A 14980-nucleotide genomic window follows, 5' to 3' on the forward strand; every position below is an offset into this window, starting at 1 on the left:
CCACGCCTCCCAACAGTTTCCTTACTTCAGTATATGAAGTCTGGGCGGAACGGTTCTTGGGAAGCATGCTCAAGTTCGTTATACTTGTCTATGACAAATTTTAAAGCTCCATCGCTGTCAAAAGGATCGGAACCAATTCCTCATAGAGTGCTGCGAAAGATTCCACTGGCAGGGGGTTCACCCCAAATCCTACTTCAACGGTAAAACCGGGTCTTCGAAATTGTTGGATGAACCAGTCTTTGTAACCCGCGTCACTATCCGTCAGCTTAACAGCCTGATAGCTGCTGGCTAGGGCTAATCGCTCGGCAAATACTTCAGATTCCGGTGGCTCATAGTCGCGATAATTCCAATAAATCTCCCTACCTTGGGTATGCAGCGCGATGACAAGCTCAAAGTCATGGCATTCTGTAAATTGAGCTAAAGCTGCTGCCTCCGGCTCCGTTAACGGTGCTTCTCCACCGTAATCACGCTCACCAGGTCCAGTCTTCTCTCTACGCACTGCCTCTTCTTCCCAGTGTGCAGGGAACTGGTCATTGAGATCAACACCGCGAATATTGGCCTTCCAATTCCTGAAATCCAGTGATCCTCCATTCCAATTCAACAACGGCTCTTGGTAGGGATGTTCCTCATTAACACCAGACAGAACAAGTTCCACGCCATCGGGATTCACCATCGGTACAACCCAAAGTGAATACTCCGATAGGAGCCTCCTAATGTTGCTGCCATGCCATGCCGTCCCTCTTGCATAGGAGCAAGCAAGGTCTTCCACGAATTGCATTAATAACGGGGTCGTTATCCATTCATTCGCATGCATCGCTGCGTTGAAATGCATCTCTTTCGTACCTTGACCAATTCGCAGAGCTGGTATGCTTTTCCCCATCACACTTGCGCCTATCTCTTCTACATGAAGAAAAGGATATATCTTGCAGAGCCGGTTCAGTTCTTCACAAAGTGTCCAATACCCGTATCCTAACACACGACCACCTCACAGCCCATTTACTTAGTTCGTATGGCTATGATTATGCCCGCAGGCTTCGAATCATGCGGATTCATGCGGAGATACCTTTAGCCGATGCTGGACGCATGAGTAATGGTGTACGTGGGAGACTAATCAGATTTTGGAGTTATTCCTACAATTGTTAGATTCCTCTAAAAATAAAAATAGACCCAATCAGGGTCTATTTTCATCACTTATAAAATATTAGGCACCTGCCAAACGACAGGCGTTATAGAAATTTGCTCTTTTAGCCAATTCTGTGCAATTCTCTTAAATAATTCTGGCTCACCGCTGCAAAAAAATTGATGGATAGGAAGCCGCCCCGATGAGGCCAGGATGTCGCGGTGGTAAAGGATCGTACTGATTTCTCTTGCCGTTTCGTCTGCCGAAGAAATCAAGGTCACCTCTGGTCCCATGACACGAGAAATGGCCTCCACTAGAAAGGGGTAGTGGGTGCAGCCAAGAATTAAGCAATCTATCGGCTTGCCGATTAGCTGTCTGAGAGATTGCTCGACAATCGCGTTTGCACTATCCGCACCGAAAAGCCCTTTTTCCACGAAAGGTGCTAGAAGAGGGCAAGCTTCGCTATACACTTGAATGTTCGGCGAAATCAACCTTAGTGCATGTTCATATGCTTTGCTGCGGATTGTGCCATCCGTACCGATAACCCCAATGATACCGCTTCGCGTATTTTTGATCGCGGCTCTCGCTCCTGGCAAAATAACGCCAATCACAGGAATAGATACCTGTTCACGAATATCTTCTATAGCCACTGCGGTTGCTGTATTACAAGCGATAACAATCATTTTAGGGTTAAATTGAATTAAGTACTCGACGATTTGCCGCGTGAAGATTCTTACTTCTTCAGCAGATAGGGGACCATACGGACTTCGTGCTGTATCTCCGAAATAAATCACTTTTTCCTGCGGAAGCTGTCTCATAAGTTCTTTTACTACAGTCAATCCTCCGACTCCCGAGTCCAGTACGGCTATCGCTTGCTGCACACCTATCCGCTTCCTTTGCCGGTTAATGAATTACGTAACCACATGAATAGGATATGAGCGTCCAAGCTGAAAGGTACCTAGGTGAACGTATCAGATTTCTGGTCGGACACCTACTTTGTTAGGAATGGAGTTCACTCACAATTCCGAATTCATAGCCTTTTTTCTTGATTTCTTTACAGATACGAGACAGCGCCTGCATATTTTCTAAAGATCCCTGATGCATCAATATCACATTGCCATCATGCAAATTATTCATAATATCATTGTATGGATCTTCTGCCCCGTTGGCTCTCGGTTCCCAATCTCGCATAGCTGTTGACCAGAATACAGAGGTATAGCCCATACTGGATACTAAGTTCAAGTTATGTAGATTGTAATGTCCATAAGGAAAGCGGAAATATTTCTCAACTTCTTTACCTGTAAGCTTGGTATATAAGGCTTCGAAATCCGTAATTTCTTTGCGAATCTGGTCATCGGTCATGTCATTAAAATCGTTATGAGTCATCGTATGGTTGGCAACGAAATGACCATCTGCTACAACCTTTTTCAAATACTCCGGATTTTTCTTAATGTTATTGCCCGAAATAAAGAAATTCGCTTTCACATCGTTTTCTTTCAACGATTTAAGCATAAGATCGACTTCAATCAAGGGTCCTCCAGCATCGATTGTTAAATAAACCTTTTTACCGGTCCCAACCCAAACTGCTTTCTGGTCGGCCGTGAAGGATTTTGTTTCTTTTGGAAAATCAGGAACTTGCCCCGTTTTCTTTTTCATGTAATACCAAGAATAAGGTACGCGATCGCCAGTCACTGACTTCGTTTTGGAAAAGTTGCCTACCACTGCTGGCTTTGGTGTTGCAGTTGGCTCTGGAGCCGTTGTTGGCTTCGGTGTCGCACTGGGAACTGGTGTAGATTGAGGTGTGGGTATGGGTTTAACAGTTGATTTAGGAGTTGGAGTTGGAGTCGCAGCTGCACTTGCTGTTGCTTGTGGCGTAGTATTTTGAGCTTGACTCAAGTTTGGGGATAACAGGCTTTTGTCTGCACAACCGATCAATGTTGCGCTTAGAACGATCAGTAGTGCAGCACTTTTGGTAATTGGCGTCATCGTAGCACCTCGTTTTGGAATGAATACTCATGTATTCATTTCGACAGCGCTAGACAAATTCCCTGCCTATTTTAGGTAAACGGTGTTATTTCGTAGCTCGATACGTCATAAATTGAAGAATAGTGATGAGAATAAAGGCTGTTCCGGCAAGCATAGGAATCGTGATGAAGCCCAGCCAGTTCAAGTAATCAACATCACATGGAATAGGGCCACAGCTTGTTGCTGATTCGTGAAATACACCCGATTGCAGTAGAACATGGTAGATAGAAATACAAGCTCCCCAGATGGTCAGCGGCATCGCATAGATCGTTAATTTGTAGTCTCTGCGCACGGCTGCAATCCCTAATAGGACAACTAATGGATACATAAGTATGCGTTGATACCAACATAACTTACAAGGAATAAAGTTCATAATCTCTGAGAAATACAAGCTTCCTAATGTGGCTATTAATGCTAGAAGCCATGATAAGTGCATGCCATTATCTCGTAACCATTTGTTAGACATCAAATCTCGTCCTCCCCTTTTTCCTTATTATAAAAAAATTGAGAAAGGAAGTCTAACAAGAACGAAAAATAGGGCTTTCTCAAAAGACTTCGCATGATTGAGAACGTCCCGAATTTTACGCAAAAGAACCTCCAATTCCACAAGCACAGTGGTGAAGTGCACCCCTTAGAATAGACATTGGAAAAACCCCTGGGTTAAACCGATGAAAATTCTAGGGGGTGCACTTCACACTAGTACAGTGCGAGATGGAGCTTCTTTATAGCCGATTTGGCATGTGAAACATATCCATATCTATCTCGAGTACAAACCTAGACTGCCGCTAGGTCATTTAAAATATCTACATTGCGATAGGAATGAATAGGCAAGTTAGGTGTGCTAATTCCTTCTAATTATCGAGGTATCTCGTGAGATAAGACCACAGATCGTGCTAATGTTCTGCAAAAACATGACATTCTGGGCGCATTAGCGATCAATAAGCAAACATAGCTTGCTTAAGTATCCATAACAAGAGCTATTCGAACAAATAAGCAGCTTCAGTTGCCCTATTTTCCGTATCGAACCGCGTTAAACGGGTCCCCAAGCGCAGACTTGGGGGGGATGGATTCACTCCCGAGTATGGAAAATGGGGCTGTCTCAAAAGTATTCGCATGATAGAGAACGTCCCAAATATTACACAAAAAAATCTCCATTTCCACTAGTACAGTGCGAGATGGAGCTTCTTTTATTTATGAAATTCGACTCTTAGTGGGTGCTCGGAAATCATAAATTGGCTTTAGAGACAGCCCAACTTCCATTAAACGGAGAAGCTATACACCACTTCATTCGTTTGTTTCACGAGATCAACCCACTGTTCCACAGGAACAATATCCACAACGGCTTTGATCGGTATGGTTTTAAAATCCAGCTTTGGCACGTCTTCCAAAGTCATTCGATTCGTAACCAAGCGGTCGAGCCAGCCTGGAAACTGCTTCTCCATTTGCTGTAAGCGGTAAATGGCGGTCTCGAAATCTTTGCGCGAAGCGTTAACCGAGCCGATTACGCACTTATTCTCCAGCACCATGCTCTGGTTGAGCATGTCGGATGAAATCTCCAGCTTACGATCCGCTGGCGTGACACCCAGCAGCGCCAATACACCGTTCGGCGCTAGAACAGACATGGCCTCGAAGGCTAGCGGGCTGTAACCCGTGCATTCGAGGATCAAATCTATCGGCTTGCCGAGACCTTCGGCATAAGCCGTCATGGTCGCCGCGCTGCTGCTGTCAGCGCCGGCCTCCTTAAATACACCTCCGCTGTCCTTCACAAGCTGCGCTTGCAGACTGTCCTGCGGAGATTTGGACCAGACGTACGCTTCCAGCCCCAGCAGGCGGCAGGTCATCGCAGCGAGCAAACCAAGCGGTCCAGACCCGAGTATGAGGGCTGTTCTCGGCTCCCATATCAATCGCTGCTGGACCCGCAGCACTTGATCCCAAACTTTCTCAACGATGCTCTGCGGCTCGACTAGCACCCCATGTCTCAGCAGTTCCTTCGGCACCTGAACCAAATATCGACCTTCCTCTTTGTAATACTCGGAGAGGAAGCCGTGAGCCCCTTTAATGCCCCGTTCTACAAACTCACCGGTCTGACAAAAGTCCGAATGACCATTGCGGCAATTGACGCAGCTTTGATTTCTGCAAGGCCGTCTGACAATTGCGGTTACAAGATCCCCTAGCTGGAATCCACTTTCCGCTCCAGCTTCAGTCACAACCCCCAGCGACTCATGCCCCGTGGTCAAATCATCTTCGCCTTCGGGAGGAACGCCGTATTTCTCCTGTAGAATTTCCTTGTCTGTGCCGTCCAGCCCAACTGCAAGCACCTTTACAATGACTTCTTGAGGCCCTGAAATCACGGGGTTCTTCACATCTTCAAGCTGAATAGTCGGGTTCCCCTGTCGAAGCTGTTTGACGCGAATTGCCTTCATGACTTCCTCTCCTTCCAACTAATGAACGACGGGTTCCAATACTTTATCCTCACTCGCATCAACGGCTTGCTTCGTTCCCTTCGAGGTCAATAATTTTAATTTCGACAAATATTCTTGCGTCACCTTAATAAAGGAAGCATGTGACCAGGTCAATGGTGAAACGGACATAGGCTCTCCTGTGAAAGGATGCACTTGCTCAGCCATCGCCCCTGAAGGCGCAGCATGCAGAATAGCCCAACGCATCAATTTTTCCGCTTCCAACAAGTCCTGAACGGTTTTGGCAGACGCCACCAGCCATTCTGCGTACCAAAGAGTACATATAAACCAAGGATTGCCCGGTACCTTAGCTACATCATTAGTGACTTGATGATAATAGTCATTCTCATAACGAGCGATACCCCCGATATCTGTATGTACCCACAATTTTTCTTTCAAAATCTTCATCGTTGCCACAATCCGCGGATCTTCAAGCTCAAACAAGCCGAAGTCAAATAGTGCATACATACTCATATCGAGTGTGTAGTCCGGCACATATGTATTTTGCTCGTAATTCCAATATAAAGCCCGCAAAAAGCGGTTCTGATCCGGTGCATACAGATGCTGTTCGGCTGCTTTCTTCACTTGACCTGCGATATCTGCATAGTAGATGGAGCGTACTTTATCCTGATGATATTCGGCAAAACGTGCTGCGGCTATAAGTCCGGCGTAGACCGATGATACTGTGAAGGCTAGTACGCCATAACGCTCTTCCCAGAGGTCATAGGAGGGCAAAGGAAGTCCGGAAGCATCCCGGTATCGAACGAGAAAGTCCGCTGCGGGCTTCACAAATTTCTCATAATCCTCACGTGAGTTCTCTATCGTCCCAGCCAGCTTATGGTGATGCCATAACGTATACAGCACGAGGGCTGTCTCATCCTCTTGAATCGCAAGCTGCTTATTCCCCCGGCTATCCACCCAGGGATGCCAGCTCGAGCCAACCGAACTGTCAGGGTTATATTTGTGCATGAGATAGCCTTCAGGCGTTAGCACCTTTATACAAAAATCAAAAAATTTCCTAGATAATTCGTAATACCCTGCCCTGTCTAGCGCATGTGACACCAATGCGCCATCACGCGGCCACATATACGAGTATGTATCCTTGGCAAATTTCAAGATATCCGAATCATTCGCCGCAATGATGGCTCCTCGATTGTCGACGTTTGTTCGGGTAATCAACAAACATCGCTTATAAAATGATTCCAAATCAGGCTTAAGCAGTGATAGCTGGTGGGCGTCCTGATTCACCCATTTCACCCAATGATCATGAGTTCGTTGTAATAACTTTTGCGGGGTTGCTGTGCGAAGTAATCGCTCTAAACGTTCAACCTCCTGCTTTGTGCGCCCAAAACAGACCCAGAACCAAGCATCTTTCGCGCTCTTTGGCGGTAGCTTCATCGTCAATTCAATTACACCGTCAACAGATCCCTGCGCGATTGGATTACCGCCTAGATGGCCATCCTCAGCATCACGCCATGTTCCCTCCAGACCATGAATCCCTTTTTGTCCCGTAGCATAACCGCTAGGCATGGCTTTCTCGGCGTCTGGAGACAAGCAAGATAGTGACATATATCGATGACCCTTATAAAATAAAAGTGAATTCAGCTCAGGATCATAATAAATCGTATCTCCGACGCCATTCCCATAGATTTGGAGATCCAAATGAAAATACAGTTTGATTTCTCTTTCCACATCAAAGCGGTTTTCTACCTTCACCTTGCGCAAAAACACATTCTGCTGTACATCGACCCCATCACGAATAACGAAACCCAGACCTAACCTTTCATGAGCGCAATCAGCGTTAGTAACAAGCGAATCTTCCAAATAATTGAGCTTTTTTGAAACCTCTGGATCGTCAATCCAGAAGAATCCTTCCGGACACCAAATGCCAAAATGTGAAAGATGATCACTAGATTGATTCTCTTGACCTACTAAAGGGTAATACATGTCACGAATATTATAAGCAGCGTCGAAATTAATGAGTACATTCCCGTTTCCTATGGGTAAATCTCTTGCCATTCCATCAGCCTCTTTCCAAGATATTGCTACTAATTTACCAAATTGAGTGCTTAAATATGCACGCGGCGGTTCTTGGCTGGATTTTGAGGTAATTGGCACCAATTCGCGCCTTAAATATGTTCATTTCGTTCGAATTCATTTACAATTAAAACATATGGAGGGATACGTTATTATGAAACAATTTGAAGGATTCGGTAAATTTTTGGAAAGCTTACGGGGTAAGATGTCTTTGCGTGAAGCAGCCCATAAAAGCGGACTTTCACATGCCTACATCAGAGATCTTGAACTAGAGCGGAATCGTTCCACCAATGAGAAAATCAAACCCTCACCTGTCACGCTGAAAAAGCTGTCGGATGCCTACAACTTTTCATATACAGAACTTATGGAGAAAGCCGGGTATCTCGAAAAAGAGGACATCCATGCCATCAATGAGCAGGAGCTAGTCCCTATGTCGGATACACTGTTTATCGAAGTCAGTACGAAGGAAATTACTTACCATACACGAATTGGCAAAGTTAGCCGAAGTGTAAATTCCTTACTGGATTTCAGTCATTTTCTAGATAAGCTTGAAGAGCAAGGATTTAAGAAGATGGATACCGACTTATTCGTCAACCTAAATCATGTGCAGAAATACATCGAAAAAGAAGGAAAACTTTATTTCGATCCTCTAGGAGTCAGCAAATTTGTCGTTATCGCTGCGATTCGTCAGAAGAAATACCATGATTTAATCGTCCGCAGTGTAGCAAGTAACACAGGAATGGGATTGGAGTTTCAATACGACCGTAACTCTGGAACGGATTCACTTTTCCAAGCTTTAAAGCGGCATATTTAAGAATACGAAGGATAAAGGGACGAGCGCGTTTGTAAGAAAACCCTTGCCATTAGCAAGGTCCCTCCTCCCAGCTACTTGGACATCTGGAACGATGAAAAACATCGTTACATGTTGCACGCAGCGCGGGAGCCAGCACTGTTTTCTTCTGCAACGATGAATATCATCGTTCCAGCGCGCAATAGCTCAGCAGAGCCCTCTGTAACGATGTAAAACATCGTTACATGTTGCACGCAGCGCGGGAGCCAGCACTGTTTTCTTCTGCAACGATGGATATCATCGTTCCAAACCACACTCAGCGCGAATATCAGGCCTTATCTCACCTGTAATAAAGGGTAACCTATCGGTCACCCAAAACATATAAATTCTTATCTTACAAAAAAAGGAGAAAAGCTCATTCGTTTATGAAACTTTTTCTCCTTTCTTTTCGTTTATTTATATGGATGGTTAGATTGATTTTTTGGCAGAGAGGATAGGTAAAGAATAAATGGCTGTACAACAAACGACCTCCCAGCAGTCTTCTCGTCTAACGAGAGTTAAACGCAAAAGGTCTGCGGGAATGAGCTTTATCGTGTATGGAGTACTTGGATTTACCTTACTTTCTGTAATGTCCTTATGTTGGTTTTTCCTAACTTCCTCTGGTTCGAATGTAAGATTAATGATGGCTGACACTTTGATTACAACCCAACACAGGGAGTGGGCCAAATATTTGATAGGATCTACAGAATTACAGAAGCGCGTGGAAGCTTATTGGAAGAAGTTCGACGAAATGGGCGATGAGAAAGATAAAGGATTCGTTGAAATTAATCAAAACTCCCCCCTTGCTCCAGTTGTTGCCAAGAAAGATTTGGTCACCATTGAACCAATTTCGGGGACCAATTTCAAAGGACAGCTCGTCACGATTTCGGATCCGAAAAAGCTTCGAATTGCCGTACCTGAGAAAGCGGGCAAAGGGGAGAAGGTTTCCTCTATGGTCAAAAGAACCGGAGCTATTCTTGGTGTTAACGGTGGAGGATTCATCGACCCCAATTGGGAAGGAAACGGCTTCCAGCCTGAAGGAATTGTTATCTCCGGAGGCAAAATCTTTTATAATGACAAAGGCATGAACGGCACTGTGCAAGTTGTTGGTATCGATAAAGAAGGCCGCATGATTGCAGGCAAGTACAAGGTTTCCGAGCTTGTGGACATGGGCGTACAGGAAGCTGTTTCGTTCAGCCCTCGGTTCATTGTGAATGGGGTTGGGCAGATTAAGAGCCAAGCCGATGGCTGGGGAATTGCTCCGCGCACCAGCATGGCGCAGACGAAGGACGGCTCCATTCTATTCGCTATCATCGATGGCAGACAGAAGCATAGCATCGGAGCAACGCTGTATGATGTACAGCAGATTTTCCTCGAGCATGGAGCTGTAACGGCTGCGAATTTAGATGGTGGCGCCTCAACAGTTCTCGTTCATAAGAATGAGATCATCAACAAGCCATCAAGTGAATACGGGGAACGTTACCTCCCTACAGCGTGGCTTCTCTTCGATCATCCGGAAACAGCGAACATCAAGAACGTTTGGGAAGGTTTAGATATTCGCAAAATTGATCCTTCCAAGTGGTAAAAGAAAAAGCAGAAAGCTCTATTTTAGGAGCTTCCTGCTTTTTCTGTTTTAACGATTTCCTAGAATGACCAAGTCTTCGGCAGCTTCGCTTACTTCTTCATCAGGTGAGTCCAACTCTTCGTCACCCTTGGACTCTTTCCAGGAACGAACGGTATCCACAACATTTACGGCTGTGTCTTTTGCTTTTCCATATAGCTCAGATGTTGTTGTGCTCACGGTTTTCGCAACTTCTTGCGTTTTTTGACTTACGTTGCTTGCGATTTGTACCGTTTTGTCGCTAACCACTTGCGCTTGCTCCGCAATGTCACTTCTCAATTCACGGCCTGATTTCGGTGCAAACAGAAGCGCAGTTGCCGCTCCGAGTATGCCTCCAACAACCGCACCGATGAGAAGATCTTTACCTTTTCTTTCATTGGACATGAGAAATCCACTCCTTAATTGTCTGATTTGGCATTCCGATACGCTTGCCATCTTTGCCACAGCTCAAAACCCGTCGTTGCCCACTCCATGGCATCTTGGATTCGCTTCTGGTGGGTATGTACAACCTTTTCCGCACCATGAATCGATTCGTTCATTACTCGCGAGGCTTTGCGAAGTGCAGAAGCGACATCCCCTATAGCAGCTCCTGCCTTCTCCACAGATTGGATACTCGGCTCTAGTGTAAGTAACTGCATATGCACCTCTTCGGTGAGCAGCCCTACCTTCGTCATCAACTGCTCCGCTTGCTCTGCAGTCTCAGCTAAGTTCTTCTTAGCTTGAGCAGCCGTATCGCCCAACTTGCCTAGTATCTGCACAATGGTAATCAACATGCGAATGGCAAAGCCGACGAGCACGATGAAAGCAACTGCTGAACTGACGATACTTATCTCTATCCATGTCATGACGGGCACCTCCTGTGAGCTAATAACGGTGAGGTTTGATGACGGCTTCTAGACGAATGCCTATGATTTACTACAGTATAGGTAGGAGCAGCTTGTTTTGACACAAAAAAGCTGGAAAAATTTCTGAGACCTGTCATAATGAAAACAAATCAAACTAGAACACTTGGAGGATTAAGATGAACAGAGAGCAAGGACTTATAGAAATCGAACGCACCCGTATCATTGCCATCGTTCGAGGTGTGCAAGAAACACACATTCTCTCTTTAGCTGACGCACTTCTTAAAGGTGGCATTACCGTCATGGAGGTCACACTCAATACACCAGGGGCTCTGCGTATGATTCGCGAGCTGCAGGATAAATCGGGTCAGCACATGTTTATTGGCGCTGGTACTGTACTAGATCTAGAAGATGCTAAGAAAGCAGTTCATGCAGGTGCTTCATTCTTAGTGACTCCGAATATGGATGAGGAAGTGATCCGTTGGGCCAGTACGGAGGGGATTCCAATTTTCCCAGGCGCTATGACACCAACCGAAATCGTTAAAGCATGGAAGGCTGGCGCTACGGCCGTTAAAGTATTTCCGAGTGCGAGCTTAGGTCTCACATATATCAAAGAATTGATGGGTCCTCTAGACCAAATTCCATTGATAGCCGTCGGCGGGGTTACGGAGGAGAATATCAAACAATTCCTAAACATAGGTTGTTACGGATTAGGCATCGGTGGCTCCTTGATTAATCTCAAAGAAATCGAAGCAGGCCGCTTCGATTGGGTTACAAATAAAGCTGCAAGTCTCCTTGCTGCTTCGCGTTAGGGCAAACAAAAAAACCATCTTCCTCCGTATGTGAGGTTGATGGTTATTTATTTTGACGAATAATATAGACACACTTGCTAGCACCCTTCGCTAAACACTCGGTTCGCTCCACGTTCGCGTCAAGCAAATTCCGGAACAAGGCTAACTCACACTGACAAGCTTGGGCAAACGTATTCGCCACCTGCGTTATCGGACAGTTATGTTCACTAAACATATACGCGTCCTCTCCAAGCTGTGACCAGTCCACCATGTATCCATTCTCGTTCTGAATAGACGCTAACTCAGCCACCCGCTCTTCCAAGCTTTTCTCGTTCATACGCGATTGATACCGGGATTCAAGCTTAGCTTGCCTGCCTTCAAAAAGTCGTTCGATCTTCTCTTGACCTTCGTCTTCTACTAATTCATCAAGCAAATCAAGCGTCAATTGCATGTATTTCTTGGGAAACAATTCATCTGCTTGCGGAGCTAATGTATAGACGTTAGACGGTCTTCCCATGGCTTGCCTAACCAGCTTCGTTTCGAGCAGATCATCCTTCTCCAAGGAATGGATATGACGCCTGACAGCCATTTCCGTAATTCCGAGCTGTTTGGAAATATCATGGACACTTAGCGGTCCCTGAGTTTTGAGCATAGAAAGAATCACTTTACGCGTGGATGTCTCAAGTGCATGATTCACTCTCTCACCTACCTCGGAACTGTCATTTAAGTCTCATTTTACAGCATTGTTAACAATAAGTAAATTAAGAAACAACTATGTATGTTATTCCAATTCGCTCTTAATAAAAGCTCGAACACTCGCTGCAAATTCTTCAAAAGCTGCTGGAAGTTTCGAAATTAACGGGTTCAATTCCTCGCGGTTCCAGTCAACATAGTCCTGGACAAGAGGCTTCCTGAGCTTCACGAGCTGAAGCAGCGTCTCTGTCAATGTTTCGGAATAGGCGCCTTCTCCATGTACAATTTCCACGATATCCTCATAGCTGCTAGCATCTCTTAGTATAAAAGCATCAATCAGCAAGCTCCCAATATCTGTCACTGTCTCGATCGCTAAATGCAGAACACGTTCCTGCGCAAGCTGCCATACAACATCATTGGTACCTTTCGCCCACTGTTCTTCTAATTGCTTGCTAGCATCAGCTAAAGCAGCCAGAAATTGAATTCTTTGATTGATCTGATCATGATTAATAAAATACATGGGGCTATCTCCGTCCTCTTTTTCGCCATTTCGTCCAAATCATCATTGCAAAAAAAGTAATTATAACCAGAAATACTAACAATACAGCCTGCATGACGTATTCATAACTCACGTTCATTCACCCTCTTGACTTTCACTTGGTTCATTCTACTCTCAGTTTATCGCGGGTGCGGGGGAGCGTCAAGCCAAGCAAGATTCTCTTGGGAACCGTATTGTTCTCTCATTTCTTTCATGATAGAGTGAAAAAAGTGAAAAAAGGAGAGTCATAGACATGCTATCAAGGCCCAAGCTTACCGAAATAGACATCGTACGCGCAATAGCGATCATCGCAGTCCTCGTCATTCATGGTACTTCAGGCGCGACTCAGCTGCCGTTAGGAACTGGATCTCATGCCGTATTTTTCATCCTCAACAAGACCAGCTTGTTCACCGTTCCACTCTTTATTTGGATCAGTGGTGTTGTCTTATTTTATACGTACTACGACCGCTGGGAGCCGGGAATGTCGCGGGTTTTCTGGACGAAACGTTTGCGAAAAATTCTGATTCCCTATGTGCTTTGGTCACTTTTTTATTACTTATTCAATCAATTCATATTTCATGGCAACATTGGTTTTGACGTTATATACGTTATCAAACTGCTCATGTCGGGAAATGCCAGCTATCATCTCTATTATATGGTCATTATTGTTCAGTTCTATCTCTTATTCCCTCTGATGATTACGGCTGCTAGACGGTCTCATCGGTTTCGCCAAGGACTTATTCCTATAGGTATCGGAATTCAAGCAGTTGCTTACTGCTTTCATCATTGGGTGTATCCTCTTCCAGAGTACGCCTCCCTGTTTCTAAGCTATTCAGCTTTATTTGCTTTCGGCGCTTTCATGGGCATTCATTATGCGGCGATTGTTGCTTGGTCTCTCCGCTTTAAAGGTTGGATTTGGAGCATCATGCTCCTAGCAGGTGCCGCTTTTGTTGGGATGCTATTGCTCCACGAATATGGGCTTGCTTCTATAGAAAATTCATGGTTCGAGCTAGCGCTTCTCCTGTATTGTATGGCGATCCCGCTATGCTGCATTCAATGGGGGCGTAAACTGCTCCAGAGCGGCTCACCGCTCGGCACCGCCTTATCAGCCTTAGGCGGAGCTTCTTTCGGCATCTACCTCGTACATCCTGCGCTTCTGACGCTTTGGGATCGCATCGCGCCAGCAAAGGAGCAGCTCTGGCTGTACGATCTACACACGGTCGCGTCGATTCTCATCGGACTGCTTGGCTCTTGGCTGCTCGTGCGGCTGTATACGAGCGCACAAAGAAAAGGTTCCGCCAACTGAGCGGAACCTTCTTTCATTTAAAGCGGGCTAATAGCGCCCATCGCCGCTGCTGTCTGCGGCTGTAGCGCGGCAAGCCGCGGTGAATATCCAGCGCTTCGCGGTAAGCGCGCTTAGCATCTTCTGAGCGGCCGAGCTGCTGGTACAGCTGACCAAGACGGTAGTAAGCTTCAACCGACGAAGAATGCAGGTCTCGGAATTGCTCGATGTATTGCGCCGCTCTCACTGGTGACGATGAAGCCAAAGCTTCACCAAGTCGTAAATAAGCTTCGCCAAATTTAACTCGTGGATTTAATTCTACCGCTTTGAGCATATAGCTTTCACCCTTGTTGAGATTCCCAAGTTTCAGGTGGCAAAGGCCAATCTCATAGTGGACGTCTGCAGATTCTTCCATAATAGACAGAGTTTGTTCCAAGTAGGGAAGCGCTTCGCTGAACTTTTTGCGCTCGATTAGAATCCTTGCCAACTCCAATTTAGCTGACGTATTATGCGGATTAGCGTGCAAGTCACTTCGCAATCTAGATGCTCTGCGACTTAATTGAAATGGCTTGAAAATGTTTGGTGTTAACCCGATAAATCTTCTGTCCAGCACGTACAGAATGACTAATAAAATAAGAAGAGCGAGAAACGGATTGCCAACAAGACGCCATAATAAACCGAAAGCAAGTAATTTAGTAAGCACGGTAAACCCTCCTTTCAACTTCCTTATCCTACCATAATCT

Annotated in this window: 15 protein-coding genes; 4 read left to right on the forward strand and 11 right to left on the reverse strand. The window is 45.5% G+C overall.

Annotated features, from left to right (window positions below; all coding sequences use genetic code 11):
* Window positions 1-100 precede the first annotated feature (100 nt).
* From AC58U0_RS08130 to AC58U0_RS08155, 6 genes are all read right to left on the reverse strand, one after another.
* Window positions 101-976, reverse strand: coding sequence for a M14 family metallopeptidase (locus tag AC58U0_RS08130; protein WP_497378485.1), 876 nt, complete (start codon window positions 974-976; stop codon window positions 101-103).
* 215 nt (window positions 977-1191) lie between these two features.
* Window positions 1192-2001 (reverse strand): glutamate racemase, encoded by an 810-nt coding sequence (gene racE / locus AC58U0_RS08135; protein ID WP_497378486.1) that lies wholly within the window; start codon window positions 1999-2001, stop codon window positions 1192-1194.
* Window positions 2002-2119: 118 nt separating this feature from the next.
* A complete protein-coding gene (locus AC58U0_RS08140; RefSeq protein WP_497378487.1) occupies window positions 2120-3106 on the reverse strand; it encodes a polysaccharide deacetylase family protein in 987 nt (328 codons plus the stop codon).
* 85 nt (window positions 3107-3191) lie between these two features.
* A complete protein-coding gene (locus tag AC58U0_RS08145) occupies window positions 3192-3611 on the reverse strand; it encodes a disulfide oxidoreductase (RefSeq protein ID WP_497378488.1) in 420 nt (139 codons plus the stop codon).
* A gap of 793 nt (window positions 3612-4404) precedes the next feature.
* On the reverse strand, window positions 4405-5568 hold the full coding sequence (locus AC58U0_RS08150; protein WP_497378490.1) for a glucose 1-dehydrogenase: 1164 nt from the start codon (window positions 5566-5568) through the stop codon (window positions 4405-4407).
* A gap of 18 nt (window positions 5569-5586) precedes the next feature.
* Window positions 5587-7623, reverse strand: a complete 2037-nt coding sequence (locus AC58U0_RS08155; RefSeq protein WP_497378491.1) for a glycoside hydrolase family 15 protein — start codon at window positions 7621-7623, stop codon at window positions 5587-5589.
* 172 nt (window positions 7624-7795) lie between these two features.
* Here AC58U0_RS08155 and AC58U0_RS08160 point away from each other — a divergent pair, with 172 nt between their 5' ends.
* Entirely contained in the window at window positions 7796-8455 is a 660-nt protein-coding gene (locus tag AC58U0_RS08160) for a helix-turn-helix domain-containing protein (RefSeq protein WP_497378492.1), read from the forward strand.
* A 484-nt stretch (window positions 8456-8939) separates the two neighbouring features.
* Window positions 8940-10055: a phosphodiester glycosidase family protein gene (locus AC58U0_RS08165; protein ID WP_497378493.1), complete on the forward strand. Its 1116-nt coding sequence runs from the start codon at window positions 8940-8942 to the stop codon at window positions 10053-10055.
* Between the two features lie 48 nt (window positions 10056-10103).
* Here the strand turns inward: AC58U0_RS08165 and AC58U0_RS08170 are convergent, their stop codons facing one another.
* On the reverse strand, window positions 10104-10475 hold the full coding sequence (locus AC58U0_RS08170; RefSeq protein WP_497378494.1) for a YtxH domain-containing protein: 372 nt from the start codon (window positions 10473-10475) through the stop codon (window positions 10104-10106).
* A gap of 14 nt (window positions 10476-10489) precedes the next feature.
* Window positions 10490-10936: a DUF948 domain-containing protein gene (locus AC58U0_RS08175; protein ID WP_497378495.1), complete on the reverse strand. Its 447-nt coding sequence runs from the start codon at window positions 10934-10936 to the stop codon at window positions 10490-10492.
* Between the two features lie 176 nt (window positions 10937-11112).
* On the opposite strand from AC58U0_RS08175, the gene AC58U0_RS08180 reads away from it, so the two are divergent.
* On the forward strand, window positions 11113-11745 hold the full coding sequence (locus tag AC58U0_RS08180; protein ID WP_497378496.1) for a bifunctional 4-hydroxy-2-oxoglutarate aldolase/2-dehydro-3-deoxy-phosphogluconate aldolase: 633 nt from the start codon (window positions 11113-11115) through the stop codon (window positions 11743-11745).
* Window positions 11746-11788: 43 nt separating this feature from the next.
* Here AC58U0_RS08180 and AC58U0_RS08185 read toward each other — a convergent pair whose 3' ends face one another.
* Window positions 11789-12421: a helix-turn-helix transcriptional regulator gene (locus tag AC58U0_RS08185; RefSeq protein ID WP_497378497.1), complete on the reverse strand. Its 633-nt coding sequence runs from the start codon at window positions 12419-12421 to the stop codon at window positions 11789-11791.
* 84 nt (window positions 12422-12505) lie between these two features.
* Entirely contained in the window at window positions 12506-12937 is a 432-nt protein-coding gene (locus AC58U0_RS08190; RefSeq protein ID WP_497378498.1) for a DUF86 domain-containing protein, read from the reverse strand.
* A 271-nt stretch (window positions 12938-13208) separates the two neighbouring features.
* Between AC58U0_RS08190 and AC58U0_RS08195 the strand changes: the two genes are divergently transcribed.
* Window positions 13209-14261, forward strand: a complete 1053-nt coding sequence (locus tag AC58U0_RS08195) for an acyltransferase (RefSeq protein ID WP_497378499.1) — start codon at window positions 13209-13211, stop codon at window positions 14259-14261.
* A gap of 13 nt (window positions 14262-14274) precedes the next feature.
* On the opposite strand, the gene AC58U0_RS08200 is transcribed toward AC58U0_RS08195, so the two are convergent.
* Window positions 14275-14940 (reverse strand): tetratricopeptide repeat protein, encoded by a 666-nt coding sequence (locus tag AC58U0_RS08200; protein WP_497378500.1) that lies wholly within the window; start codon window positions 14938-14940, stop codon window positions 14275-14277.
* Window positions 14941-14980 lie beyond the last annotated feature (40 nt).

The sequence above is a fragment of the Paenibacillus sp. J31P190 genome, from assembly GCF_059692075.1.

What these genes read in the sequence shown, in the direction of transcription:
- AC58U0_RS08170 (WP_497378494.1), bottom strand. Translation starts at nt 10,475, where the DNA reads ATGTCCAATGAAAGAAAAGGTAAAGATCTTCTCATCGGTGCGGTTGTT.
- AC58U0_RS08140 (WP_497378487.1), bottom strand. Translation starts at nt 3,106, where the DNA reads ATGACGCCAATTACCAAAAGTGCTGCACTACTGATCGTTCTAAGCGCA.
- AC58U0_RS08175 (WP_497378495.1), bottom strand. Translation starts at nt 10,936, where the DNA reads ATGACATGGATAGAGATAAGTATCGTCAGTTCAGCAGTTGCTTTCATC.
- AC58U0_RS08190 (WP_497378498.1), bottom strand. Translation starts at nt 12,937, where the DNA reads ATGTATTTTATTAATCATGATCAGATCAATCAAAGAATTCAATTTCTG.
- AC58U0_RS08150 (WP_497378490.1), bottom strand. Translation starts at nt 5,568, where the DNA reads ATGAAGGCAATTCGCGTCAAACAGCTTCGACAGGGGAACCCGACTATT.
- AC58U0_RS08155 (WP_497378491.1), bottom strand. Translation starts at nt 7,623, where the DNA reads ATGGCAAGAGATTTACCCATAGGAAACGGGAATGTACTCATTAATTTC.
- AC58U0_RS08195 (WP_497378499.1), top strand. Translation starts at nt 13,209, where the DNA reads ATGCTATCAAGGCCCAAGCTTACCGAAATAGACATCGTACGCGCAATA.
- AC58U0_RS08180 (WP_497378496.1), top strand. Translation starts at nt 11,113, where the DNA reads ATGAACAGAGAGCAAGGACTTATAGAAATCGAACGCACCCGTATCATT.
- AC58U0_RS08165 (WP_497378493.1), top strand. Translation starts at nt 8,940, where the DNA reads ATGGCTGTACAACAAACGACCTCCCAGCAGTCTTCTCGTCTAACGAGA.
- AC58U0_RS08145 (WP_497378488.1), bottom strand. Translation starts at nt 3,611, where the DNA reads ATGTCTAACAAATGGTTACGAGATAATGGCATGCACTTATCATGGCTT.
- AC58U0_RS08160 (WP_497378492.1), top strand. Translation starts at nt 7,796, where the DNA reads ATGAAACAATTTGAAGGATTCGGTAAATTTTTGGAAAGCTTACGGGGT.